The sequence below is a fragment of the Radiobacillus sp. PE A8.2 genome, assembly GCF_045635475.1.
Taxonomy (GTDB): domain Bacteria; phylum Bacillota; class Bacilli; order Bacillales; family Amphibacillaceae; genus JBJGXI01.
The window spans coordinates 24,624-49,678 of record NZ_JBJGXI010000040.1; the positions used below are offsets into that span (position 1 = coordinate 24,624).

At 38.2% G+C, this 25,055-nt stretch carries 22 protein-coding genes; 14 read left to right on the top strand and 8 right to left on the bottom strand.

The features are described from left to right. Positions 1-31 precede the first annotated feature (31 nt). Positions 32-1,264: an MFS transporter gene (locus ACI6MV_RS18580; RefSeq protein WP_407271816.1), complete on the top strand. Its 1,233-nt coding sequence runs from the start codon at positions 32-34 to the stop codon at positions 1,262-1,264. A gap of 518 nt (positions 1,265-1,782) precedes the next feature. Here ACI6MV_RS18580 and ACI6MV_RS18585 read toward each other — a convergent pair. Continuing rightward, positions 1,783-2,283 (bottom strand): hypothetical protein, encoded by a 501-nt coding sequence (locus ACI6MV_RS18585; protein ID WP_407271817.1) that lies wholly within the window; start codon positions 2,281-2,283, stop codon positions 1,783-1,785. A 137-nt stretch (positions 2,284-2,420) separates the two neighbouring features. Beyond that, positions 2,421-4,727 (bottom strand): ATP-dependent DNA helicase, encoded by a 2,307-nt coding sequence (locus ACI6MV_RS18590; RefSeq protein WP_407271818.1) that lies wholly within the window; start codon positions 4,725-4,727, stop codon positions 2,421-2,423. 192 nt (positions 4,728-4,919) lie between these two features. On the opposite strand from ACI6MV_RS18590, the gene ACI6MV_RS18595 reads away from it, so the two are divergent. From ACI6MV_RS18595 to ACI6MV_RS18615, 5 genes are all read left to right on the top strand, one after another. Continuing rightward, positions 4,920-5,618, top strand: a complete 699-nt coding sequence (locus ACI6MV_RS18595) for a dihydropteridine reductase (protein ID WP_407271819.1) — start codon at positions 4,920-4,922, stop codon at positions 5,616-5,618. 214 nt (positions 5,619-5,832) lie between these two features. Next, entirely contained in the window at positions 5,833-7,488 is a 1,656-nt protein-coding gene (locus ACI6MV_RS18600; protein WP_407271837.1) for an FAD-binding dehydrogenase, read from the top strand. A gap of 187 nt (positions 7,489-7,675) precedes the next feature. Next, on the top strand, positions 7,676-9,304 hold the full coding sequence (locus tag ACI6MV_RS18605; RefSeq protein WP_407271820.1) for a sensor domain-containing diguanylate cyclase: 1,629 nt from the start codon (positions 7,676-7,678) through the stop codon (positions 9,302-9,304). Positions 9,305-9,331: 27 nt separating this feature from the next. Next, positions 9,332-10,354, top strand: coding sequence for a serine hydrolase domain-containing protein (locus ACI6MV_RS18610; RefSeq protein WP_407271821.1), 1,023 nt, complete (start codon positions 9,332-9,334; stop codon positions 10,352-10,354). Positions 10,355-10,639: 285 nt separating this feature from the next. Further along, on the top strand, positions 10,640-10,771 hold the full coding sequence (locus ACI6MV_RS18615; RefSeq protein WP_407271822.1) for a hypothetical protein: 132 nt from the start codon (positions 10,640-10,642) through the stop codon (positions 10,769-10,771). Positions 10,772-11,130: 359 nt separating this feature from the next. On the opposite strand, the gene ACI6MV_RS18620 is transcribed toward ACI6MV_RS18615, so the two are convergent. From ACI6MV_RS18620 to ACI6MV_RS18630, 3 genes are all read right to left on the bottom strand, one after another. Continuing rightward, positions 11,131-11,763 (bottom strand): type 1 glutamine amidotransferase family protein, encoded by a 633-nt coding sequence (locus ACI6MV_RS18620; protein WP_407271823.1) that lies wholly within the window; start codon positions 11,761-11,763, stop codon positions 11,131-11,133. A gap of 75 nt (positions 11,764-11,838) precedes the next feature. Continuing rightward, positions 11,839-12,801, bottom strand: a complete 963-nt coding sequence (locus ACI6MV_RS18625) for a helix-turn-helix transcriptional regulator (RefSeq protein ID WP_407271824.1) — start codon at positions 12,799-12,801, stop codon at positions 11,839-11,841. A gap of 736 nt (positions 12,802-13,537) precedes the next feature. Then, positions 13,538-14,908 carry an aldehyde dehydrogenase gene (locus tag ACI6MV_RS18630; RefSeq protein ID WP_407271825.1) on the bottom strand — a complete coding sequence of 457 codons (1,371 nt, stop codon included), beginning with the start codon at positions 14,906-14,908 and terminating at the stop codon, positions 13,538-13,540. Between the two features lie 168 nt (positions 14,909-15,076). Here ACI6MV_RS18630 and ACI6MV_RS18635 point away from each other — a divergent pair, with 168 nt between their 5' ends. Beyond that, on the top strand, positions 15,077-15,379 hold the full coding sequence (locus ACI6MV_RS18635) for a putative quinol monooxygenase (protein ID WP_407271826.1): 303 nt from the start codon (positions 15,077-15,079) through the stop codon (positions 15,377-15,379). 57 nt (positions 15,380-15,436) lie between these two features. On the opposite strand, the gene ACI6MV_RS18640 is transcribed toward ACI6MV_RS18635, so the two are convergent. After that, positions 15,437-16,642 carry an MFS transporter gene (locus tag ACI6MV_RS18640; RefSeq protein ID WP_407271827.1) on the bottom strand — a complete coding sequence of 402 codons (1,206 nt, stop codon included), beginning with the start codon at positions 16,640-16,642 and terminating at the stop codon, positions 15,437-15,439. Between the two features lie 99 nt (positions 16,643-16,741). Between ACI6MV_RS18640 and ACI6MV_RS18645 the strand changes: the two genes are divergently transcribed. Then, positions 16,742-18,514 carry an ABC transporter substrate-binding protein gene (locus ACI6MV_RS18645; protein ID WP_407271828.1) on the top strand — a complete coding sequence of 591 codons (1,773 nt, stop codon included), beginning with the start codon at positions 16,742-16,744 and terminating at the stop codon, positions 18,512-18,514. A 92-nt stretch (positions 18,515-18,606) separates the two neighbouring features. On the opposite strand, the gene ACI6MV_RS18650 is transcribed toward ACI6MV_RS18645, so the two are convergent. Next, positions 18,607-18,765 (bottom strand): hypothetical protein, encoded by a 159-nt coding sequence (locus ACI6MV_RS18650; RefSeq protein ID WP_407271829.1) that lies wholly within the window; start codon positions 18,763-18,765, stop codon positions 18,607-18,609. 249 nt (positions 18,766-19,014) lie between these two features. On the opposite strand from ACI6MV_RS18650, the gene ACI6MV_RS18655 reads away from it, so the two are divergent. Further along, positions 19,015-19,383, top strand: a complete 369-nt coding sequence (locus ACI6MV_RS18655; RefSeq protein WP_407271830.1) for a hypothetical protein — start codon at positions 19,015-19,017, stop codon at positions 19,381-19,383. Positions 19,384-19,942: 559 nt separating this feature from the next. Beyond that, positions 19,943-20,359 carry a DUF421 domain-containing protein gene (locus ACI6MV_RS18660; protein ID WP_407271831.1) on the top strand — a complete coding sequence of 139 codons (417 nt, stop codon included), beginning with the start codon at positions 19,943-19,945 and terminating at the stop codon, positions 20,357-20,359. 78 nt (positions 20,360-20,437) lie between these two features. Here the strand turns inward: ACI6MV_RS18660 and ACI6MV_RS18665 are convergent, their stop codons facing one another. Then, positions 20,438-21,301 (bottom strand): Cof-type HAD-IIB family hydrolase, encoded by an 864-nt coding sequence (locus tag ACI6MV_RS18665; protein WP_407271832.1) that lies wholly within the window; start codon positions 21,299-21,301, stop codon positions 20,438-20,440. Positions 21,302-21,724: 423 nt separating this feature from the next. Between ACI6MV_RS18665 and desA the strand changes: the two genes are divergently transcribed. From desA to ACI6MV_RS18685, 4 genes are all read left to right on the top strand, one after another. Beyond that, positions 21,725-22,777 carry a Delta(5) desaturase DesA gene (gene desA / locus ACI6MV_RS18670; RefSeq protein WP_407271833.1) on the top strand — a complete coding sequence of 351 codons (1,053 nt, stop codon included), beginning with the start codon at positions 21,725-21,727 and terminating at the stop codon, positions 22,775-22,777. Positions 22,778-22,872: 95 nt separating this feature from the next. Then, a complete protein-coding gene (locus ACI6MV_RS18675; RefSeq protein WP_407271834.1) occupies positions 22,873-24,006 on the top strand; it encodes a sensor histidine kinase in 1,134 nt (377 codons plus the stop codon). Continuing rightward, entirely contained in the window at positions 24,007-24,606 is a 600-nt protein-coding gene (locus ACI6MV_RS18680; RefSeq protein WP_407271835.1) for a response regulator, read from the top strand. Positions 24,607-24,630: 24 nt separating this feature from the next. Next, positions 24,631-25,023 (top strand): VOC family protein, encoded by a 393-nt coding sequence (locus tag ACI6MV_RS18685; protein ID WP_407271836.1) that lies wholly within the window; start codon positions 24,631-24,633, stop codon positions 25,021-25,023. Positions 25,024-25,055 lie beyond the last annotated feature (32 nt).

A 25,055-nucleotide genomic window follows, 5' to 3' on the forward strand; every position in this document is an offset into this window, starting at 1 on the left:
CAGGGTAATCAATATAGAAATGAGGAATTTAATGAAGGACATTTTGAGGGGTTGGAAAAATCCAGCTATTTTATTATCATCCATCGGGTTTTCTAGTATAGGAGACTTTATTTATTTAGTAGCAATTAATATTATTGTATATCAGTTAACTGGTTCAGCAGCAGCGGTCGCAGGACTTTGGATAGTAGGTCCACTGACTAATATTGTTACAAAGTTCTGGACTGGAAGTTTTATTGATTATCGTAGTAAGAGAAAAGTAATGATTGTAACATACATAGTCAGAGCTGTTTTCATCTGCTTGATCCCACTCGCACCAAATATAGCAGTTATATACGTCATTTTGGTTATCCTAAGTGTAGCAAAAGCATTCTTCCATCCATCATCAATGACTTATATTGCTATACTTGTTTCTAAAGAAAAAAGAAAGCAATTTAATTCTATTCAATCTTTTACAAGTTCAGGAGCATTTATTATTGGACCAGCAATCGGTGGCTCCCTTATTTTATTGACTTCTGTTGAAACAACATTGTGGCTAAATGCATTGTTCTTTCTGTTTTCAGCCATTTTGTTATTTTTTCTACCAGGTGAAGAAAATATTAATAAAGATAAAATTCCAACATTGACTTTTTCCCAAGTGGTTCAAGATTTTTCAATGGTTAAGAAGTTCATGTCCCAAAATAAATACGTATCACTTACCTATCTTGGATTTATAATAGTTATGCTTTTTACCTTTGCAATGGATGCACAAGAAGTTGTATTTACACAGCAAATTATAGGGCTTTCTGAGATGGAGTACAGTCTATTGATAAGTATAACTGGAATTGGTTCTGTTATAGGTGCTATGTTACTTTCAATTTTTTCAAAATTATTCTCGCTTAGATATATGATTGTCATCGGTATTGTCATGATGACAATAGGTTATGTAATCTATGCATTTTCGTGGTCATTTCTATCAATTGTGGTTGGATTTGTAATCTTGGGTTTCTTTAACGTGTTCTTAAATGCTGGAATAACGACTTTTTACCAAAACAATGTTCCAGTAGAAATTATGGGTAGAGTGACGAGTATTTATCAGTTGATACAAAGTGCTGCTCAAGTGATATTTATTCTTGTAGTAGGTTTTGCAGCAGATTTAATTTCATTACGGCTTACAATTATCACGATGGCACTTGTGATGCTTTTCTTATCTATAATCTTTTCTTTTTCCGTATTGAAACCCAATAAAGCATTTTATTATCGAGAAGACTACAAAGGAAAAGACTAACTAAGTGTTTCAGTAATAAAATTAACGTATTTAGAGTGTAAGTTGCTTATTGCATTAACAATGAGCTTATGTTGAACAAGAAACCAAAAATTTTAAGGCCCTATTGCTGCGCAGAACAACGATACTGTTCAATAGAAATGATTACGCAATTGCGGAAGACAAAAGCCTAATTACTCGGTAAATAAAAGGAGATTAGGCTTTTTTTACTTGATGTTCTCTTTGAAAAACATGATGACAGCAAATGGTAAATTTCGTGTAACTGTTGGTTTAAAATGTGGCGCATGTAGTACATTACTTTGGCTGTGATCACTCCGAGTTCTCACTTAGGCAACTAGTTTAAAGAAAAACACTTAAACTAGCGAAAAGCGACTGCCTAGAGCGGAAATCACAAGCACTACGTCGCATTCTGGATAAACAACAATCTTTTAGAAAACAGCCTTTAATTGCTTCCTATCTTAGAGATCATAACATTTATCACCATATGTAGCAGGAAGCAAGAGCCCTTGCTTCCCCTTGAGTTATACGCAAGTAAACGATTGGATTTGTCTTAAGCTTAATCCGGAATACACCCATCTAAATCCAGTCCAGCGATATCCCGCTACAGATGTACGGCCGATATAGGTAGGGTAGAACCAGAAATCGCGGTTGCCTCTTAACCATATATACGTATATCTGAACATACAACCTCTAATACTGCCTGGATCAACAGCGAATGTTTGTGCTTGCTGTGACTGAACTGGTGGGGCAGATGGTGGTGGAGCGGTTGGTGGTCCAAATTGTGATCCTTGACCTGGAGGTGGCCCCGTAGGAGGTCCCGGCTGTTGCCACCCCTGTCCTGGAGGTGGTCCCATAGGAGGTCCTGGCTGTTGCCCCTGTCCAGATGGGAAAAATGGAAATGCAATTGGTCCAAATCTTCCATCCTCAAATTGTCTTTCATCAAACGTATACTCGTATCCATAATCTAATGAACCTAAATCAGACCCACAATTACATGGTTGATTATAATAGTTATAATTCATTACATACACTCCTTTCTAGGCATACAACATCCTATTCATGTGACAATCAACTATAAACTTGTACGCTTGAAATTGGACGTATACCTAGGAGGGTTGATCCTGACATGAAGGGTCAGGCACCGTGTCCCACAAATCTATCAAAATAACTTAGATACGTTACCTGTCCCCTTGTTTCGCCACTCCTCAGGCAACAGCGCCTGATACTTCTGTTGCAAAAAACGATCATCGACAAGTATGATTACACCTCGGTCTGTTTCCGAGCGGATCAATCTTCCGCCTGCCTGTAGCACTTTGTTCATCCCGGGGAATACGTACGCATAGTCGTAGCCGTTTTTGCCAACACCGTTAAAATAGTCTTTAATAATGTTACGCTCCAATCCAAATTGCGGCAACCCGACACCAATGACAATTACACCATTCAACCGGTCACCTTTGAGATCAACACCTTCAGAGAATATGCCACCTAGAACGGCAAAACCGACCAGCTTTTGCTCAGCATTCGCTTGGAAGGCAGCAAGGAAATCTTCCCGTTCTGCCTCCGACATCCCTCTGTCCTGCACAATCGTCGGAATGTTATAACCTTCCTCTAGAAATTGCTCATAAATCGTGATCATGTACTGGTAAGATGGAAAGAAAACGAGAAAATTGCCATCATGCTCCTTGGCAACTTGTCCAATCATTTTCGCCATCGGTGCTTTCGTTTTTTCCCGGTCTCGATATCTAGTAGATAGGGGCTGGATTGCAACCTCCACATTCTCTTTTGCAAACGGAGAGGGAACGGACAACCAATAGTCTTCATCACTGGCACCAAGCATATCGCGATAATAATCGAGTGGTGACAGTGTGGCAGAAAAATAGATTTTCGTCCGGTAGTTTTTGCCCATTTGCTTCAAGAGTGCTGAAGGATCAAGGCAGAATAACTTCAGATGCACTTCGCTATTTTCATATTCGACGTACGTTTTATACTGCTCTCCATAATATTGTGCAATTCGGAGAAATCCCTGTGCAGAAAAATAGCCATCTAGCAGTTGCTGCTCCGATTCGCCGTCACGCTGCTGCACCAGCTCTTTTTCCGCATGTGAACTGAACGCCTCCAGTTCATCCAAAAGGGTCTCTGGAATCTCATCTAATAGGAGCGTTCGCTGCGCATCACATTGTTTTTTCAATGCAAGCAAGTGATCATTGACCGTCTTGGCCGCATTGGCAACCTGTTTGTTAACATTGTTATACGCACGATTAATCTCAAGAAAAGGTGACTTGTACAAATCGGCGGAGAACATTTCACGTGCTCGATCGACAAGGTTGTGTGCCTCATCAATCAGCAACACGGTCTGTTTTTTCTGTTCTTCGAAAAATCGTTTCAAGGACACACGTGGGTCGAAAATGTAATTATAATCACAAATTATTGCATCGGCGGCATAAGCCACATCAAGGGAAAATTCAAATGGACAAACTGTATGCTTACGTGCATATCGTTCAATTGTCTTTCGGTCAATTAGTTTTTCGTTTGCTAGTATATCGATGACAGCGCCGTTAATCCGGTCATAATAACCATCTGCAAACGGGCAAAAATCCTTTTGGCAAATCGTCTTATCTTGAAAGCAAACCTTATCTTTAGCGGTGATTGTCACGGCGTTCATGCACAGGCCTTGTTGTTGCATGAGCGTGAATGCTTCTTCGGCAGTCTCACGCGTAATCGTCTTTGCTGTTAAATAAAAAATGCGCTGTGCATGACCTTCGCCAATTGCTTTCACAGCGGGAAAGGTAGTTGAAATCGTCTTGCCGATTCCGGTCGGTGCTTTGGCAAACAGCCCCTTTTTATCTTTAATCGTTTTGTACACAGCACCTGCAAGTTTTCGTTGGCCATCTCGATACGCATCAAATGGAAACGCCAGCTCCTTCATGCTTGTATCTCTTTCTTCCCGATGCTTGACCATTAAAGAAGCATAGGGGAAATACGCCTCGATCGTTTCCATCATAAAAGCTTGGAGCTCATCGTGGCGGAAGCTTGTTCTAAAATGCTTTTTTTCTTCTAAATCAACATGCACATAAGTTAACTGAACATCCACCTCACTGAGCTGATGGTCGACTGCATACATATAGGCATAGCATTTAGCCTGTGCCCAGTGAACGGGATACGTGTCTGCTGTAATGGCCTGCAAGTCGCCCGATGTTGACTTGATCTCATCCACAGTCACCCGGTCATCCGCAAATAACAGCCCGTCACATCGCCCATCGATCACAAAGGTTAATCCCTCGTAAGGAATCTCTGCACTAACGTAATATTCTTTTTCATCGCTATCATTGTACGTCCGTTGAACCTTCTGGTGTGCTTTCGTTCCATCAAGTAACGTGCTGCTCGTCCGGAATCGGGAATCAATACTGCCGGAGCTATAGACGTACTCTACTAATGAGCGGACAGAGATAGTTATTTTATCTGGCATGAGATCACCTGTTCTAGTGTTTTTTTCTATTATAACATGTTGAGTAATGATATTTTATGTGCAGTTTTACAGTCTATTATATGATAGTTAAGATTACAAAGCATAAATAATCAATAAATTTAATTGAGAACCGTTATCACTTAGTGTATATTAGATAGTAACAATACATAATGGAGTAAAGGGGATTATATAATGCAAATTTACTGGACTAAAGTAAATAAGATTATTCAAGAAACGCCTGAGGTTAAAACGTACATGCTCGACTGTCCGAAAGAATTTACATGGGAAGAAGGTTCTCACACCCACTTCGCACTGCAGGGTTTTAATGCCGGAGATAAACCTAACCGCAGCCTGATTCGACATATGTCTATCTCTACTTTACCGCACGAAGATTCAATCGGTATAACAACACGCATCAAAGAAGAGTGCTCTGAGTTTAAGACGATTTTAAGAAATCTTGAAGTCGGCAATGAAGTTGCAATATTTAAAACGCATTCAAATGTACCGCTTAAAAGAGAAGATAAAAATGTTTACCTGCTATCATCAGGTGTAGGCGTGGCAACTTTTAGACCGCTTGTACTTGATTATTTCGAACGTGCTGACAACGTCAATCAAATTCATTCCTTGAATATCGACTCATCAAAAGATTTCTTATTTACTAATATTTTCAATTCCGCACCTGACAAGAAGTTCACGTCCAAGTTCGTCGATAACCGTAATGACTATTATGAAGAAGTAAAAAACCTTGCTGCAGACAAGGATGGAATCTTCTATATAGTTGGCAGTGACGAGTTCCTCGTTCAGAATATTGAACTACTTCGTGAGCAGGGCATTAAGCCGGAACAAATTATGCTCGACAAGCATGAAAAACAACTACTAGAATTCTTGTGACATTTTAAGTGAGACAAAGTATTTCTGTAAAATATTAAATAGCTGTTTCATAGAGCCAAAATATACAGTGTTTTATTATGAAAAAGTATATTTTGGCTTTTTGTAATTCTTGGCTATATAAAATCTGGACGTTGATTAACAAATGTCTTGTTTTATTAAAATCACTATTGAAATCGGTTACAATGTAGTTGGGATTTTAGAATGGGGGATGGATATGGAGTACGATGTTATCGTGGTTGGAGCGGGTCTTGCTGGGTTAGTTGCAACAGCAGAAATTGCAGATGCTGGAAAAAAGGTATTACTACTTGATCAAGAACCGGAAGCATCATTTGGAGGACAAGCATGGTGGTCTTTCGGAGGTTTGTTTCTTGTAGATTCACCTGAGCAACGTAGGATGGGGATCAAAGATTCAAAGGAATTAGCTTGGCAAGACTGGCTCGGAACTGCTGGGTTTGACCGGGATGCTGACGAGGACTATTGGGCAAGAAAGTGGGCACAGGCTTATGTAGATTTCGCTGCTGGAGAAAAACGTTCCTGGCTACAAAGTATGGGGCTCAAATTTTTTCCGGTTGTCGGATGGGCAGAGCGTGGTGGTTATTTAGCGGACGGTCATGGTAACTCTGTACCACGATTTCACATTGTGTGGGGCACAGGTCCTGGGATTGTTGCGCCGTTTGAACAACGAGTTAGGGAGCATCTGAAAAGTGGGGCGGTAGTATACAAGCCACGTCATCGTGTCGATCAGCTTATAAGTAGTAATGGAAGGATTGTTGGAGTCAATGGAGCTGTTCTTGCTACAAGTAATGCAGCTCGTGGTGAAGCAAGCTCTAGAGAGGCAATTAATGAATTTGAGTATAGTGCACAAGCTGTGCTTGTTTCAAGCGGTGGATTAGGTGGTAATCCAGAACTCATTCGTAAAAATTGGCCGAGTCGACTCGGTAATCCTCCCGAGCAGATGATCTCCGGTGTACCAGAACATGTCGATGGCCGTATGCTGTCAATTACCGAAGAAGCGGGAGGTCGAATCGTTAACCGCGATCGCATGTGGCACTATACAGAAGGAATAAAAAATTGGGATCCTGTGTGGAAAAATCATGGTATTCGAATACTGCCTGGACCGTCATCGCTTTGGTTAGACGCAAAAGGAAATCGCTTTTCTGCCCCGAACTTTCCAGGATTCGATACATTGGGCACGCTAGAAGCTATTCAAAAAACAGGATACAGCTATTCTTGGTTTATTTTGACACGAAAAATTATTGAGCGTGAATTTGCGTTATCGGGTTCAGAGCAAAATCCTGATTTAACAGGAAAAAGTATTAAAAAGGTGCTAGGTCGAGCATTACCTGGTGCACCAGGACCAGTACAAGCATTTATGGATAAGGGGGAGGACTTCATTATTGCAGATAATTTGCCTGAACTTGTTTCTGAAATGAACAAATTAACTGGTGATAATCTTCTGCAAGTTGATGAAATTGAGCGGCAAATACAGGCGCGTGATCGTGCTATAGATCATACGTTCACGAAGGATTTGCAAATAACAGCAATCCGAGGAGCGCGTAAATACCTTGGTGATAAATTGATTCGAGTTGCATCTCCTCACAAAATACTGGATTCAAAAAATGGACCGTTAATTGCTGTCCGGTTAAATATCGTTAGTCGGAAAACATTAGGTGGCTTGCAGACAGATTTATCAGGAAGGGTGTTAAGTTCTGCCGGTGAACCTATTCCCGGTTTATATGGTGCAGGAGAAGTAACTGGATTCGGTGGGGGAGGACTGCACGGATATAGAGCACTAGAAGGAACATTTCTTGGAGGCTGCCTCTTTACAGGACGCGTAGCAGGACGAGCGATAGTAAAACAACTGCAATAATGCCTGGGAAAAGCAACCAATCAAGCTTAGTATTGAAGTAGCTGTATTTCGTTTTAGCGGACAATTAATTGCTAGTCTTATATAGCATAGTATATTATCATGAAGGTATAACTATGAAACTATAACTATGGTAAAAAATCTAGTAATTATTAAGCTGAAATTCGAGACCAAGTAGGAGTTATTTAGAATGAAATTAAGTTTAAGGGCGTATGTTGCTGTAATCTTTGCAATTATAATTATTGTTTTAACAACCGTTTTGAGTATTAGTATTGGTAGACAGTCAAGCGAAAAGGTCGAAACTGAAATAGGTAATGCGTTGTCTACGACTGCCTTCCAAATGGCAGATAAACTAGACTTTTTTATGTGGTCAAGAGCAGGAGAAGTTGACATAGTAAGTCAACTTAAGGATATAAAAAACCAGGAAGACACAGAAGCAATACAAAATTTGTTAGAACAGTTACAAGAAAGTTTTACGGCTTTTTCTTGGGTAGGTTTAACAGATATTGATGGCAATGTTCTTGTTGCTACAGATGATATCTTAGAGGGAGCTAATATTTCACAACGCCCTGTATTTTATGAAGCGCTTGATGGTAATTTTATCGGAGATGTACATGATGCTGTTCTACTATCGGAATTGCTTCCCAACCCTACCGGAGAACCAATTCAGTTTGTAGATATTAGTAAAGCGATCACTGGAGAAGACGGAGATACTGTCGGGGTTTTAGCAACCCATCTAAGTTGGGAATGGGCTCGTCAGGTGGAGGCAAGTATCATTGAACCTTTAGAACAGAAATTTGAAGGTGCAGAGATATTTATCGTAAATAAAAATGATAATGCTGTGTTGTTAGGTCCTGATAAGATGGTAGGCAAACCGCTCGAATTAGAAAGTATTCGTCGTGCCCAACAGCAGCAAGAAAATAACGCGATCATCGAAACATGGCCAGATGGAGAAAATTATCTAACTGGATATGCATATGGAACTGGATATCAAGAATATGAAGGGCTAGGTTGGACGATCTTAGTTCGCATACCTGAAGAGATCGCTTTTAAACCGGTACAAGAACTGCAAAAATCGATAGTATTAAGCGGAATTGTATTAACGATTATATTCTCTGTGGTCGGTTGGTATGTTGCTGGATTCGTAACCAAACCATTGCAGCGGATTACAACTTCAGCAAGACAATTAAGAACAGGAGAAAAGGTAGAAATACCATTTTTCCGTGGCATAAAAGATATTGAAATATTATCGTTAACGTTACGTGAGCTAGTAACGTCACTTATTCAAACAATCTCGGAACTGAACAAAATGGAAGACCTTGCGAATCATGATAAATTAACAGGACTTCCAAACCGGATTGCTTTGGAGCGAATCATCGATGATGCTACCGAAAAAGCAAAAGAAACAAACAATACACTAACATTTTTGTACATCGATCTCGATGGCTTTAAACAAGTAAATGACATTCATGGTCATGACATTGGTGATGAGCTACTGCAAGAAGTAGCGAAGCGAATCACAGCTACGATTGATGAAAATGATTATGCATTTAGACTTGGTGGCGATGAGTTCTTAGTCATCTTGTCAGGCAAGGAAAAGCAGGAATATGCGCAGGTAGCAAAGAATATTGTTAATAATGTTGGTAATCCGTATCAGCTCAAATCAAACACAATAACCGTAGGATCTAGTATTGGAGGAGCAATCTGGCCTGACCATGACGATAATCCTACGACGGTAATTAGTTATGCGGACCAAGCCTTATACGAGTCGAAACGAACAGGAAAAAACAAGGTGACTTTTAGAAGTAGTAATGATTAACATTTTTTATAAAGGAGATCGGTCCATATGAGCAATAGGAAAATGGAGCTTCAACAAGCTATCGAAAGCATTGCAAAAAAAGAGAGTTTTTCAGGTGTTAGTTATGCAAAGGAAGCGGGGGATGTACTTGCTGCGTCTTCCTTTGGCTTTGCTAACCGATCGGACCAACGATTGAATGCCGTGACTACTCGCTTTGGGATTGCTTCTGGTTGCAAGTTGTTTACAGCAATTGCAATTTGCCAGCTAGTTGAGGCGGGGAAATTAACTTTTCAGGCGAAACTTAATGATTGTTTGGCAATTGAATTTCCGCATTTTGACAACGATATCACCGTTCATCACCTATTAACACATACAGCTGGCATTCCAGATTATTTTGATGAAGCGGTAATGGATGATTTTGAGGATCTTTGGAAGCAGACACCTATGTATCTATTAAAGGAATTACAAGATTTTTTACCGTTATTCCAAGAACAAAAGATGATGTTTCGTCCAGGAGATAAATTTCATTATAATAATGCAGGTTTCATTATTTTAGGCTTAATTGTTGAGCAACAATCAGGTTTACGCTTCACTGACTACGTGGATAAGCATATCTTTAAGCGCTTCGGCATGAAGGATTCGGGCTATTTTTCCATGGACAAGCTTCCTCCTAATACAGCTTACGGCTACATTGATGAAGAAGACGGGACATGGAGGACCAATCATTACTCCATCCCAATTAAAGGTGGAGCAGATGGTGGAGCTTATACTGCGGCCCAGGATATAATCAAGCTGTGGGAGGCTTTGTTTCATAATGAAGTCTTAAGCAAAGAAATAACGGATACGTTGTTAACACCCCATGTCCGTGTAAATGAAGGCGTTCATTATGGCTACGGTATCTGGATAAATAGTAACGAGTCTGACATTACCAAATTCCATATCATGGGCTATGACCCTGGTGTAAGTTTCCATGCTGCTTATTACCCTAAGTCGGATACCAAGGTTGCAATCTTATCAAATAAAAGCAATGGTGCTTTTCAGGTGATGCAAGCTATAGAAAGTTATATTTAGAACTAGTACATAAGGCAAACTAAATGCATTTGGGTGTATTATAATTTAGGTTGCTTTTTATGGATTACGGTCTCTGAAATGTACCGCCTCTGCCATGTTATATACAATTGTTGTCACGGAATTTCATTATTATTGAATAGTATCGTTGTACTGCGACACTAATTTACATTTTGTGATATTATCATTAAACAGTTATTCTTTTTTCAGGCTCCTCTCCCAGAGTCGGTTTAGGCCGAGGTCCAAAGCGATACCCCAGCGAAAACAGTAGGAAAGGGAGTTGTAGTTATGAAAGAAATGTTTACGAGTCTTAAAGGCTTACAAGTAGTGCTTCAGGTAATAACTCTACTTGTAAATATTGCTGTCTTCAGTAACTCCATCGCTGGGGTGCCTGGAAAAGTAAATAACTTCGAAACATAGCCCTTCACACCTTTTTTGCTTAGCGTTCTGAGTCAAATAAGGGGTTCACTATTAAATGATCGCCTTAGATGATTTGTTTAACTGTGCAGTTGGAGCAAGCAAAGAATCCTATTATAACAAAATGGCTTGTTCAACATACACGATAGTTTAGGAGCATTTGTTCACAAACTTTTTACAGGAATCTTGCACGTATCTTTAATAAGAGGTAGAGTCAGGAAAATGCGGATTTACAACGATAAGGAAATTCCAAACTAAAAAGCCCAACTTCTCTGCAAAACAAAATAGAGAAAGTGAACTTTTTAGTTACTTCATTATTTTTTATTTGAACTAATATAAAACTGCTAAGTTGATTTTTCAGCTCAGCTATTTATTGAATTCATTAACTGGAAGTAGTATTCATGTTTATGAGTCTTATTTAGGTTATACCATGAATGTAATGCATCTGGTGTAAATACATCTATTTTTTTCAGTACCTCGAATGCAAATTCTAGAGGAGCTATTCCTGATGCAGTAACTAAATTCGCATCAGATACCACAGATCCCAACTCATAGAACTTTTCTCCTTTATAGTTAGGACATACCATTTTAGTATATTCTAAGTTATTACTTGTATGCTTTCTAGTATCTAAGTATCCCATATTCGCGAGGCCCTCAATTGCACCACAAATTGCAGCAACATTAGTGCCAAGCTTTAAAGCTTGGCCAATTCTTTCCAAGATAGGTTGATGAATTTCTTCACTCCAAGTAGTCCCTCCTGGTAAAATTAAAAGATCATTACTCTCAAGAGCACATTCATCAAGGGAAATGTCTGGTTTTATGTTAAGTCCTCCCATAGTAGTAATCATTTCTTTATTAGCTCCTACTGTAATTACTTTTAAAGTTGCTAACTCTTTTTTGAAATATCTTCCTGAGTTTAGTTCAGCAATTAAATATCCATATTCCCAGTCCGACATTGTATTAAATACATATAGAAAAACTTTTTTTGTTTGCATCCAATAACACTCCAATCACAATTGATATAGCCAACTATAACATTACTACCCTGACACCTAGCGTCAGGGTAGTAATCAATTTTGATGAAATGTTATTAATTCCGACAAAACTTCAATCATTCTTTTCTTAAGACTTATTGGCTCAATAACTTTAATAGATTTATTGTACGGTAAAAGTAAATAAGGTACATATGTATGTATCATATCTTTTTCAAGAAGAAATACTGCTTGATTTGAAGTCTGTTCTTGTAAATAATGTCCTAAAAACCAATGTTGGCAAATATCAGCCAATACACTTTTATTCCCACTAATAACCAAAGAAATAATCCCTTCCTTATCTTCTATAGTCGGAAGAAGATTTTCCATAAAAAAGTCACGTGCCGAAAAATTTTCTGGCTGGTTAAACTTATTTTCGGTTAGCATTAGACTTTCAATTCGATCTACTCTAAAACTACGGTTATCATTCCTGAGGTAACAAAATCCAATCAAATACCACTTATTATTCCAATAGATAATTTTGTATGGATCGACCAATCTATAATTTAATTGCTTTTCGCCACTTTTATGGTAAAGAATTTTTACTGAGTACCCGTCAGCTACGGCCAGCTCCAACTCCTTCAAAAAAGGTTCCATAGAGAATGAACTTAATCGACTTATTACTTCAAGACTGGTTAAATGTTGGTTTATCTTTGTCTCCTGCTCTTGATTTGAGTATTTACTTAGTTTTGTAATGGCTCTATTTAAAGCTTCGCCTCCATAATATCCGGCTTCTTCTGCAAAAACAGCAGCGTGAAATAGTGAAGTTTGCTCCTCAAAATCAAAAAAAAGAGGAGCCTCAATAAAATTGTTCAATAAAGTGTATCCACCGTTATGTCCTGGTTCTGAAATTATGGGTACGCCACTTGTCGAAATTGTATCAATATAACGATACACAGTCCTTATATTCATCTCTAACTTTTCTGAAATTTGTTTTGCAGTAATTTTTTCACCTGAACGAAGCATCCATAGAATTGCTAACATATTGTCAATTTTAGGCATATAATTTCACCTCTATATGAAATTTATTTTCGATTATATATTTCCGATTTTTGTTATAACTCATCAACTGTTCCTTTCCGATAGCTTTCTATAAAAATAGGATCTCCAACTATATCATCTTGCCCGATAACGAACCATGTTTCCTTCCAATCTCCGTTATTAGAGCCAACTAGTGATTGCTCTTCAATATCAACTCTGTAACCTGATTGTTCATTCTCTAGTTGTGAATTTGCAAAGATAAGGAGTTTGTTTCGATAGTTATAACGTGAAGTATTTTAAACCCGATGTACTTCTGTTAATTATACGAACGAGGCAGTGTGAAGATGTCCGGCATTGAGTGGCCATATAAGCACTTATTTCGCCTGAAATTACAATTATTATGATTTGACGGCCATCACGGCTCTTATTTATCAATAACAGCCTAATGAAACAACTAATTCGCTCAATTAAGTGCCCTGATGGCCGCACAATTCTAATAATACCTATTTTGTCACAGATAAGCGCACTAGTGGCCATCAGCAACTTATCGACCAGGAGGGTACACGGTCTGGATTAGAAATATATTCAAAGCTGAGGAAAGAAACACCATTCCTCGAATATATAAATCAATTTTCTTCGTCCGATGTGTCGCTGTAGTTGCTTCCTTGACCAGCGTTTGCTCATTCGCCACGGAAAGGGCGTATTTTTCCACAGCGCCTGTTTAACACTTAGCTAAAATATGAATTCTAAAAAACAATTATTTTAAATACTTCTTAATTTTTTTCAGTCCGTTTTTAGCATTAGGATAACGTAACGACATATCAAATAAATTCGTCTGCTTCATTACACTTTTCTGATGGGAAAATGTATCAAAACTGCTTTTTCCATGATATGCTCCGTGTCCACTTGTCCCTACACCTCCAAATGGTAAATAAGGGGTGGAAAGGTGATATAAGGTATCATTTATACAGCCTCCGCCAAACGAAACATTTTCGAGAATCTTTTCTTCAACTTGATCATTTTCAGTGAAAAGATATAATGCTAATGGATTTGGATGCTGACTAATACCGGTTATGACTTCAGATAACTCACCATATTCCATGGCCGGAAGAATTGGGCCGAAAATCTCATCTTTCATGATCGGGTCATCCCAGGTAATTGTTGTTAGAACAGTTGGTTCGATACTCAGTTCCTCTTTATTGCTATTACCACCTATAATAGTTTCTCCATTTGTTAGATATGCGCTTAAACGATTAAAGTGCTGCTCGTTTACGATATGTGTGTAATTTTCATTTTCCAAAGGATTGTTTCCGAAGAAATCCTTTATTACCGCACGCAACTCTGTTAACAATTGCTCTTTTACGTTTTTATGAACATAAAGATAATCAGGGGCGATACAAGTTTGGCCAGCGTTTGTAAATTTCCCCCATGCTATTCGTTTAGCGGCTAGCTTTATATTCGCATCTTCATGAACGATGCACGGACTTTTTCCGCCTAATTCTAACGTGACGGGAACCAAATTTTCTGCTGCTGCTTTCATAACGATTTTTCCGACAGGTACACTGCCTGTGAAAAATATATAGTCAACATTACTACTTAAGAGTGCTTGACTTGTCTCAACGCCACCTTGAACAACTGCAATATATTTCTCGGGAAATAATTCGGCAATAATGTTTTGTAACACTTGTGACGTTTTTGGTGTGAATTCAGACGGCTTAATGATCGCACAGTTCCCTGCTGCGATTGCACCAAGCAGTGGAGCAACTGCTAACTGGAAAGGATAATTCCAAGGAGCAATAATTAACGACACTCCGTAAGGCTCTGGGTAAATGAGGCTTTTCGTACCAATATGAGTAATCGGTTTTTTTACTTTCTTGGGCTTTGCCCATGCGCGCAAACGACGCTCAATAAAAGATATTTCCTGTAAAGTAAATCCTATTTCTGTTGAATAGGCATCAAATGCTGATTTATTTAAGTCTTCTTTCAAAGCAGCGAGTAGCGCATCTTCATGCTGTTTAATTCCGGTTTTTAATTTATCCAATGCTTCTAATCGAAACGCAACGTCTTTTGTTGTGTTCGTGTTGAAAAATTCCTTTTGTTCATCGATTAATGATTGATAATTTTCCATCATAATCCCTCTTTTACAGATTTGATTTCCTAAACCGTTTTATGAAGCTAATACAATAAGTGTATAATACAGTAGCCCTTAGCGTCTATTATAATAGTCGTTTTGCAGGAAAACGGATCCGTAATATCGAATTAGTTATTGTTAGCATAGAAGAAAGGATGAAACGCTATGAACAAATTTTGTACGTACGGAAAATTTGTTGCCCATGAGGGTAAACGTGATCAATTAGTTGAGATATTATTACAAGCAGCCGAGTCATTAGAGAGCTTGGATGAATGCCATATGTATGCGGTGAACATCTCCGAAGATGAACCGAATGCTGTATGGGTAGTGGAGTTTTGGCAGGATGAAGCGGCACACACTGCATCACTTTCGTTGAAATCAACGAAATCTCTGATTCAACAAGGGCGGCCATTAATCGCTGCAATGGAAGGAAATAGACTAAGCGTGATAGGTGGGAAAGGTATATAATCCAGTGTTGCTAAATGCAGCCTGAATTAACATAGTGTAAAATTCAGGCTGCATTTGCTAGGTAGAGAGCATCGTTTTGCTGCTTCGATTGTAAATCACCCATGCAATCCCCAATAGTATAAGTAGAATTCCAGCAACATAGTAGACAATTGTCAGGCTAAAATAATCAATCAAAACAAACGATATGAGAGGGCCTAATGCAGCACCAACATCAACGACTACCGTATGGAAGGTAATTACCTTTACTTTATCTGACTGAGCAGCAGCAGTTGTAGCTAATGTATCCGTAGTTGTAACAAAGATTGTAGACATAAGCTGAAAGCATACTAATAGTATAATAACGATGATCATAGATTGAAAGCTAGCAATGAATAGTAGCAACATTCCCCCTCCAAATAAGGGCAACAATAAAACGCGCAAAAATGAAGCAGTTGAATCAAGCCATCTCCCCACTAATGGAGCAACAAAAGGGTCCCAACCCCAGCGAATTGCTTGCATAAATCCTGCTAAACTAGCAGCACCGATCGTTATATGAAAGAAGGACCATTCGTTAACATAGCTTCGGTCTATTAACTGACTAAGTGTCGAAGCAAATAGACCAAATACAATAAATCCCATCACCATACCTGTTGCAAGTACCATCGCTACAGAAGAAGTTAACCAAGATCGGTGATGTGATTTACTTTTATCATCTCGGGATGTTTTTGTAGCTGGGATAAGAAAATGAACCAAAGGTAATGCGATTAATCCTACAAATGCAAATAAGCTGCAAACAAAATTAACCGAGGTAACTTCAATTAAAATTCCTCCTGCTAACATACCTGTTAACCCACCAATCCCCCATAGACCATTATACATCCCTACATATCTTCCTCGATTCGTATTTGTGGTAACATCGATAATCGTTAAATATCCACCAAGGCGAAGCAGAGACCAAGCACACCCCCATAACGCGCGCATGATAAAAAGTATCCAAAAATCGTTGAATATGCCATAAGACAGGGTGGTGATTATAGCTAAGAATACGGCAATAAAAATACCAGTCCGTAAGTTGAAACGTTGATAAAAAAGACCGACAAGCGGGTTTATAGGTAGTCGTATAAAGCGATTGATCGAGAGTAGTATACCAATTTGCCAGACGGCGGTAAGACCGAACTCTTTCCAATATAAGGGTAAGACTATTAAGAGCATCGAATCTCCGATAATTGCTAAAGCAGTAATTAGTGCAATACCAATCACTTTTTGTTTAGAAGCTAGTTGCATGTGTTTTCCCTCCTATGTGTATTGTACTTTTTTAAAAGAGGAAAAAAAGTGTATACTTAGACCTATAAAATTTCCCCTTTTGAGCAGGAGGTAATATCGTTGAAACTTTTGGATCATTATCAAATACTCGTACAATCATTTAAGCAACAAAATAAGGATATTCCTATTACATTACCAAGCCTTTCCGAGAAGTTATCATGTTCGATTCGAAACACAAAGATAGTCATCAGACGGCTGGAGGAAATCGGTTGGATTGCATGGGTTCCTGGAAAAGGAAGGGGTAATTACTCCAAGATTAAGCTATTAGCCAATTTAGACAAGCTGGTAATTGATGAAGCAATGCAACTCGTTGGCATGAAGACCATTGATGAATCAATTGCACATGTCAAAAGCTATGGAGTGAGTCATCAGCAGCAACAAGAATTCATTCATTGGTTATTTTTCACATATAGCAGGCAGCAACAAGATTATCAATCTGGAATGGATCAACTTCACTTCCCATCGTATCGGCCGTTACCGATACTAGATCCGAATTTAGTAAATCGTCGTTCGGAGAATCACGTGATGAGACATTTATATAACCAACTTATTAAATACGATGAAAAACGAAACGAGCATGTTCCCGAATTAGCACACCACTGGGAACACAATGATGATTATAGCGAATGGCTGTTTCACTTAAGAAAAGGTGTAAGTTTTCATGATGGAACTGAACTGACTGCTGCGGATGTTTGTTATAGCTTTAAACGGCTCCAGTCACCGAATTCCGCGTACCAATGGATCGTTGCCTTGATGAAAAGTGTAACAGCTGTATCTCCATACAAAGTAAAGTTTACGTTTCAAAGGTCTATACCTAATTTTCTTCATGCGGTATCTTCGCTAGGGGGAAGTATAGTCAAAAACGGCTCGTGTGATAAAAACAATCTACTGCCAATTGGTACAGGCCCTTTTAAGGTAGTTGAAAATTCGAGTGATAAATTAACTTTAGAAGCATTTGATCCTTACTTTCACACGCGTCCCCACTTGGATAGAATTACGATGTATTTTTTTCCAGAACTTTATGATAATCAAAAAATGCTAGGCGAAGCGGATGATGATCGGATAAACTTTTACCAATATCCTTATCAAACGGCAACTTCGACAGATTTTAATCAAGTTACCGTTATAGACCGTGGTAGTAAGGTGCTAAGTTTAAATCGAAAAAGAGGGATCTTGTCTAGGGACACTATGCTTCGTGAGGCGATCTTTCACGTTCTCAATCCTAATGATCTAATTGATGAGTTGAAAGGTAATCGATTTACCCCAGCGTCTAGAATGGTGAGTGGTGAGGAAACCGATCATTCATTAGTACGCGACAGTAGTATAGGCAGGGATTGTTTAAAGAAGAGTAATTATAATGGAGAGGTGTTACAGCTTTATAGTTATACGGGTGCAGGCAATGAACAGGATGCGGGCTGGATGAAAAAGCGGCTACATGAAATGGGTATTAATATTGAGCTACACATTCTTCCCTACGATCAATTATATAAGCTGTTGTTAGGAGAAATATCTGATTTGTTGCTAGGGGAGCAATTAGCTGACGAAAATATAGCCTACATGTATATGGCAGCTTTTCAAGGCAGTCACAGTCTCCTATCTCATCATTTAGCGGAACAAGATAAACAAGGAATCGCGACGTTAATCTCACAAAACCAGACTGAAAAAGAATTCATTTCATCATTGAAGCAGGTTGAGGAGCGGTTGTGCAACCAGTATGGACATATCCACATATATCGATTGAAGCAATATGCTATTTATCCTGATTATGTAGAGGATATCCATATTAATGCACTCGGTTGGGTTGATTATACGAAGCTTTGGTATAACAAATAATCTGGATTAGTGTCAGGTAAGAAACACAGTGGAGCTCATGCTTAAAACAAGTCGGGTGAAGAGCGACTTGTAAGCATTAAAGCATGAGCAATTTATTCGATCTCTTCTTCGAAATAAAAAGTGTTTGGTTTTTCTTTCATAGTATAAGAGTAGCGCTTCATATTGTCTACGTACATCATTTTGTTAATGGTGACGGTTTCTCCAGTAGATTTAATACGAACAACTTGATCTTTTTGAAATTTGTTTTTCATTTGGGTACCTCACTGTATTTTATTGAATACTATTGCTCAGGACGCCTGAGTATCCTTAATAGAATTGTATCATACAAATCATATTCCTTTCCATCTTTGGACGAACTATACACACTTGTACTTAGTACTGGGTGGTATTATCTGCTAATAAAGGGTATAATATATGGAAAGGGGAAAAAACCCTTGGTCTTCTGGTGTATAGACTCGCCGGTAGAGGGTGTGAGACAAACACAGAAAGGATGACCATTAATGAGCGAATTATTGTATCAAGCAAAAGCTGGAGATGGATTTAAAATGAAGGTGAATAGAAGGAATTCATTCTTCAATACGCCGAAAGAGGCTGTATCTGAAGCTTTAGCATGGAAAGAAAAAATGGATGAGCGGTATAATAACCTGATTGAGTGGGATTATAATGGGAAAATGGCAGGCTCGGTAAGTAAGTTTAAATTTTTAAAAGGATATCTGAAAGGTGATCGTAAATCTACTCCTTTTTATTTGCAGATTGTAACTGTAGATAATGAAAAAGATGAACTTAATGCCGTATCACCAAAGGAACCAACAACTGTTTCAACGAAGGATAAGAAGATGTTAAATAAGGTAGTCAAGCTACTTAAATAACATACTAGTGCAAATTTCTGCAAAAACGTCATCTATATCATAGATGGCGTTTTTTTTAATTAGAGGCTGTTTTCTAAAAGATTGTAATTGCGTAAAATACCTAGAATCCGACGTAGCGAGTCGGACAGCCGCTGTAGAAAATACGCTTTCCACGGGGCGGTGGTTAGTCGCTAACGGTCACCACTGCACTTATCTGTGACAATATAGGCAATATTAGAATTGTGCGGCCATCAGCGCGCTTATTTGAATAAAATCCTTGCTGTAGTATGCTATTTTTAGTAAATAAGGTCTGTGGTGGCCGCCAAATCATCATAACTGGTATTTTACGTGAAATAAGGTCTCCTGTGGCCGCTAAAAGTTTTTTAGATTCTCGATCTAAAAATCCTGTCAGGCTTCCAGCATTCCCGGCGGAAATTACGAGCACTACGCAGAATTTTATTTCAATTATAAAGTTTAAAAAGCAACAAACTATGCGAATAGAGGCTAAAAAATATTAGTTCAATTATATTAGTTATAAATCTGGCATAACAACGAAACTTAGATTTAGGAGGTGGTTGTTGTGCCAGGTTGGGTACAGGCGACTATATACTTTGTTGCTGCTGTTACGTTATTAAGAATTGGTGGAAAACGAACAATTTCTCAAGCGACACCAAGTGAAGTGGCTATTATGATAGGAATTGGCACGGTATTGGTACACCCTCTAAAATCTGAAAGTTCCTGGATCAGCATATACCATGGTGCTTTAATAGTGTTAGGGTTGTTGATTACAATTGAAGTGAATGGGGATTTAGGTGTTGAAACTTTTCCAGAACAGTCATTTGCGACCAAGCAAGACATAGAAGAGTTAAAAAACGCTATAAAACTAATAGGGAATTCGGTAAATGCACCTGTTTTCTTCTATACAAATTCTAGTGATAAGGAAGATAATCTTTTTCATCAAGTAGAGGATGTTCAGCATGAAGATCCCTTGCAATAAATGGTTTGCAGTAACAGACACTTAGGTCTAATTTAGAAAAATAGGAAAGGGAAAGCATCGAATACTTTCCCTTGATAGCTATTGTAGATCGTTTAACATTGCTTCAATAGCATGCGCAACACCGTTTTCTTTGTTTGTTGTTGTTACATAATTACACATTTTTTTAATTGCTACATCAGCGTTACCCATTGCGACCCCACGACCGGCAGCTTTGAGCATTGATACATCATTAAAATTGTCACCAATTGCCATGACATCCTTCATATTAATTCCAAGTTTGTTCGCTACTAGCTCTAAGGCAATTCCTTTTTGAGCATCAGGGTGGTTAAATTCAAGGTTATCATAACCTGATGAGGTTATCGCGAGTTCACTTTCTGATTGTAGTTGTTCTTTCACGCTCTGCAAGTTATTTTTGTCTAAAGAAAAAGCAAGAACTTTATAAACCTCAATATCATCTTGAGCAAGAACAGTATCATAATTCTCTACTATACTTATTGTTTCATTTTGGAATCGTTGCTCCGCGTGTTTTCGCACTTCCGAAGCATCCAAATCAGGGTTTGCCGATGTGAAAATATCGATCACAACTTGAACAAACTTGTCCCTGTTGTTTGAAAAGCCACCTTTATTTGTAAATAATTCAAAATAGATGTCATGCTTTTCACAGGTATGTTGAATAAGCTTAGCGACGTTTTTCTGTAGAGGTACGCTGCGAGTTATTTCGCCGGTTTCGGTATAAATAACTGCACCATTTAGACTGATGATCGGACAGACTAAACCAACAGAATTTAACGGTTTTTTTGCCGATTCATAGGACCTCCCAGTTGCGACGATTACCTCGATACCACTTGCATTCGCTTTTTCGATGGCTTTAACGTTCTCAGGACTTATTTCATGTTCTTCATTTAATAATGTGCCATCTAAATCTGTAGCTATTAATTTCATTAAGTACGCTCCAATCTGAGTCAATTACAAAATCTACATTGACTAATCTAAATGCTTTTTCTAGTCTATCACAGCTTTGCTGAAATAGATCATCCATTTGAGTCAATTACATAATTACCTTACACTGCTATTTATATCAGCATATAGTTTAGAAACGGGTTAATTCAACTGTATGCGGATTTGAATTGCTAAAAATCAATATTATGGAATTTACTAATTTGAGTAAACATTCCATTAATTTCTAGTTAATTTTTATGATTCCAATATGACTAGATCGTTTTGAAAATGGAATAATATAGTCTGGAGTAAGTGGACAACTTATATGACATTTGTCATATAGGATTGTTGACGTTTATGACTTCTTTTACATACCGATTCGCTTTATGATTAGAATACAATAAAATGTTTTACTGGGAGGAACTTATGAGTAAACAAAAACAAGCTCAACTAAGAAAAGACGTTGCACCGTATGCAACTTCAAGTACAAAATCGAGTATTATGCAGATCATTAATACAATCCCGCCGTTTTTTATTCTTTGGTTCCTAGCCTATCAGAGCTTAGCAATATCTGTTTGGTTAACGTTTGCTTTAGCGATTGTCGCTTCAGGATTCGTTGTACGAACATTTATTATTTTTCATGACTGTGCCCATCAATCGTTTTTTAAAAATAAAAAAGCAAACCGTATTCTTGGAACAATAACAGGTGTGATAACGCATTTCGCATTTGAAAAGTGGAAACGAAGTCATTCCATTCATCATGCTACAAGTGGTAACCTCGATAAACGAGGAGAAGGAGATATTTGGGTAATGACTGTAGATGAATATGTAGCAGCTTCAACCAAGCTACGTTTCTTATATCGTCTATATCGAAATCCAATAGTAATGTTTGGGTTAGGTCCATTGTTACTATTTCTAGTTGAAAATCGTATGAATAGAAAAGGCGCGAAACGAAAGGAAAGACTGAACACTTATATTATCAATGTATCGATTGTTACGATCTATGCACTGTTAATTTGGGCGATCGGTTGGCAAGCATTCCTACTAGTACAAGCACCAATTTTATTTATAGCGGGAGCATTAGGGATATGGTTATTCTACGTTCAGCATCAATTTGAGGATTCTTATTTTGAGAATGAAGATGAGTGGGATTATGTCAAAGCGGCAGTAGATGGCAGTTCTTATTATAAACTTCCGAAAGTAATTGAATGGCTGACAGGTAGTATTGGATACCACCACGTACATCATTTAAGCCCAAGAGTCCCGAATTATAACTTGGAAAAAGCACATGTATCGACACCACCTTTACAAAAGGCTACAACGATCACGCTGCTTACCAGCTTAAAATCCGTTCGGTTCCGTTTATATGACGAGCAAAACAAGACATTCGTCAGCTTTAAAGATATAAAAAGTAAGTTAAAAAAACAAAGTAACGGGTTACAAATAAATAGCAGTAGAACAAGACTTCAAGACGAATAACTGCGATAAATCAAAAACCCTTCAGAAAATTACTGAAGGGTTTTTATAGTGAAAGGACTTTTTGATATAATCAAGAAGATTCGAAAGGAGTTCATATGCAAAAATGGTATCATATCTTTACAAAAAATACGGGTCTTAGCATATACATATTGGCATTCTTTTGTATTCTTCCTTTTTACTTTATATTCCGCACGTCAGAAATGTTAGAAATTGCAATAGGAATTCTGATGATTGTAGTGTTTTTTGTTGCCTATCGGTTGTCTTTTATATCTAAAGGTGGGCTCGTTTATATATGTTTAAGTATAGAAATGGCGATAAGCATCGTCATGACATTGTACTTTGGTTATGTTTATTTTTCTCTTTTCTTAGCCTTTTTTATCGGTAATATACAAAAAAAAGCCAGTTTTATCACTCTTTATGTGATCCATTTAGTGACAACAATAGTCGCGATTGTTTTTGGATTTATTACACAATTCGACACAATTTATCCACAATTACCTTTTATTCTTATCGCTGTTATTGGTGTAGTGCTCATGCCGTTTAATATGTATAATCACATTAAACATGAGAAGTTGCAGGAGCAATTAAAGGATGCAAACAAGAAAATCTCACAGCTTGATGTATTAGAAGAACGACAACGTATCGCCAGGGACCTCCATGATACATTAGGTCAGAAGCTCTCTTTAATTGGTTTGAAGAGTGATCTGGCTATAAAGTTATTATCAAAAAGTCCTGATTCAGCAAGAGCCGAAATGAGCGATATCAGTCAAACAGCTAGAACCGCTTTAAAAGAAGTGCGCGAAATGGTATCTGATATGCGTGGAGTAAGGTTAAAAGATGAGGTTGTTCACGTTCAACAAATACTAGAAGCAGCACAGATGGAGTACATAATAAACGGCAGCTCCGTAATGAAAAATAACACGCCGTTACTCGTTGAAAATGTGTTGAGTATGAGTTTAAAAGAAGCTGTAACCAATGTTGTCAAACATAGTGAGGCTAAAGTCTGCCATGTCAATATAAAACAGTCACCCAATGAAATAATCATAACCGTTAGTGATAATGGCATAGGTATGAACGATCATGCATCTCCTGTTGGCCATGGTCTTAGAGGAATGCGAGAACGATTAGAGTTTGTAAATGGAAACTTAGATATACAATCAAGAAATGGAACAACATTGACCATTCAAGTGCCAAATGTCATACAACAAACGAAAAAGGAGGGATTGTAATTGATTCGTATAGTAATTGCGGAAGATCAACGAATGTTGCTTGGTGCGCTTGCATCATTACTTGATTTAGAGGATGACATGGAAGTAGTTGGTAAAGCAAGGAATGGGGAAGAAGTGTTGGAATTAGTTAAAAACACGGATCCTGATATTTGTATTATGGATATTGAAATGCCTGTGAAGAGTGGTATTGATGCGGCGGAAGAGTTAAAGGGACATCGATGTAAAGTTATTATTTTAACTACTTTTGCAAGACCAGGTTATTTCGAACGTGCCCGTAAAGCGGAAGTTAGTGGCTATTTACTAAAAGACAGTCCAAGTGAAGACCTTGCAAACTCAGTACGCACTATTGTTGAAGGGCGACGAATTTATGCACCTGAACTAGTGGATATGGCCTTCGGTGACGAAAATCCATTAACAGAACGGGAAGAGCAAGTGATGAAACTGATGGCAGATGGAAAAAATACAAAAGAGATTGCTAGTGAATTATTTTTAACTAATGGAACGGTACGCAATTATATTTCTATTATTCTTGATAAGCTAGAGGTAAGCAACAGAATTGAAGCAGTTTCTCGCATTAAAGAGAAGGGCTGGTTCAAATAGTTCGAATAGGGATGTGTAGTGAAAATGAAAGGTATGATTCATCATATAGAAATTTACGTCTCCAACTTAGAGACATCGACTGCGTTTTGGGGTTGGTTGTTAGAAGAGCTAGGGTACAATGTTTTTCAGGAATGGGAAAATGGACAAAGCTGGAAAATAGAAGATACTTATATTGTATTCGTACAAGTGGAGGATCGTTTTCTTGATGTAGCTTACCACAGGTGTCGCGTCGGTTTAAATCATTTAGCATTTCACGCCACCTCACGTGAACAGGTCGACGAACTAACGCAGAAATTACGACAAAAAGAGATCCGAATATTATATGAAGACAAGCACCCATTTGCCGGTGGCAAAGATTACTACGCTGTCTATTTTGAAGACCCAGATAGAATTAAGGTGGAAGTGGTGGCACCATAGGCATAGAAAAGCGAAGGCGCCTTGATCACCTC

What these genes read in the sequence shown, in the direction of transcription:
- ACI6MV_RS18585 (WP_407271817.1), bottom strand. Translation starts at nt 2,283, where the DNA reads ATGAATTATAACTATTATAATCAACCATGTAATTGTGGGTCTGATTTA.
- ACI6MV_RS18630 (WP_407271825.1), bottom strand. Translation starts at nt 14,908, where the DNA reads ATGGAAAATTATCAATCATTAATCGATGAACAAAAGGAATTTTTCAAC.
- ACI6MV_RS18620 (WP_407271823.1), bottom strand. Translation starts at nt 11,763, where the DNA reads ATGCAAACAAAAAAAGTTTTTCTATATGTATTTAATACAATGTCGGAC.
- ACI6MV_RS18590 (WP_407271818.1), bottom strand. Translation starts at nt 4,727, where the DNA reads ATGCCAGATAAAATAACTATCTCTGTCCGCTCATTAGTAGAGTACGTC.
- ACI6MV_RS18580 (WP_407271816.1), top strand. Translation starts at nt 32, where the DNA reads ATGAAGGACATTTTGAGGGGTTGGAAAAATCCAGCTATTTTATTATCA.
- ACI6MV_RS18685 (WP_407271836.1), top strand. Translation starts at nt 24,631, where the DNA reads ATGAAAGGTATGATTCATCATATAGAAATTTACGTCTCCAACTTAGAG.
- ACI6MV_RS18650 (WP_407271829.1), bottom strand. Translation starts at nt 18,765, where the DNA reads ATGAAAAACAAATTTCAAAAAGATCAAGTTGTTCGTATTAAATCTACT.
- ACI6MV_RS18635 (WP_407271826.1), top strand. Translation starts at nt 15,077, where the DNA reads ATGAACAAATTTTGTACGTACGGAAAATTTGTTGCCCATGAGGGTAAA.
- ACI6MV_RS18595 (WP_407271819.1), top strand. Translation starts at nt 4,920, where the DNA reads ATGCAAATTTACTGGACTAAAGTAAATAAGATTATTCAAGAAACGCCT.
- ACI6MV_RS18610 (WP_407271821.1), top strand. Translation starts at nt 9,332, where the DNA reads ATGAGCAATAGGAAAATGGAGCTTCAACAAGCTATCGAAAGCATTGCA.
- desA (WP_407271833.1), top strand. Translation starts at nt 21,725, where the DNA reads ATGAGTAAACAAAAACAAGCTCAACTAAGAAAAGACGTTGCACCGTAT.
- ACI6MV_RS18675 (WP_407271834.1), top strand. Translation starts at nt 22,873, where the DNA reads ATGCAAAAATGGTATCATATCTTTACAAAAAATACGGGTCTTAGCATA.
- ACI6MV_RS18625 (WP_407271824.1), bottom strand. Translation starts at nt 12,801, where the DNA reads ATGCCTAAAATTGACAATATGTTAGCAATTCTATGGATGCTTCGTTCA.
- ACI6MV_RS18655 (WP_407271830.1), top strand. Translation starts at nt 19,015, where the DNA reads ATGAGCGAATTATTGTATCAAGCAAAAGCTGGAGATGGATTTAAAATG.
- ACI6MV_RS18615 (WP_407271822.1), top strand. Translation starts at nt 10,640, where the DNA reads ATGAAAGAAATGTTTACGAGTCTTAAAGGCTTACAAGTAGTGCTTCAG.
- ACI6MV_RS18605 (WP_407271820.1), top strand. Translation starts at nt 7,676, where the DNA reads ATGAAATTAAGTTTAAGGGCGTATGTTGCTGTAATCTTTGCAATTATA.
- ACI6MV_RS18665 (WP_407271832.1), bottom strand. Translation starts at nt 21,301, where the DNA reads ATGAAATTAATAGCTACAGATTTAGATGGCACATTATTAAATGAAGAA.
- ACI6MV_RS18640 (WP_407271827.1), bottom strand. Translation starts at nt 16,642, where the DNA reads ATGCAACTAGCTTCTAAACAAAAAGTGATTGGTATTGCACTAATTACT.
- ACI6MV_RS18600 (WP_407271837.1), top strand. Translation starts at nt 5,833, where the DNA reads ATGGAGTACGATGTTATCGTGGTTGGAGCGGGTCTTGCTGGGTTAGTT.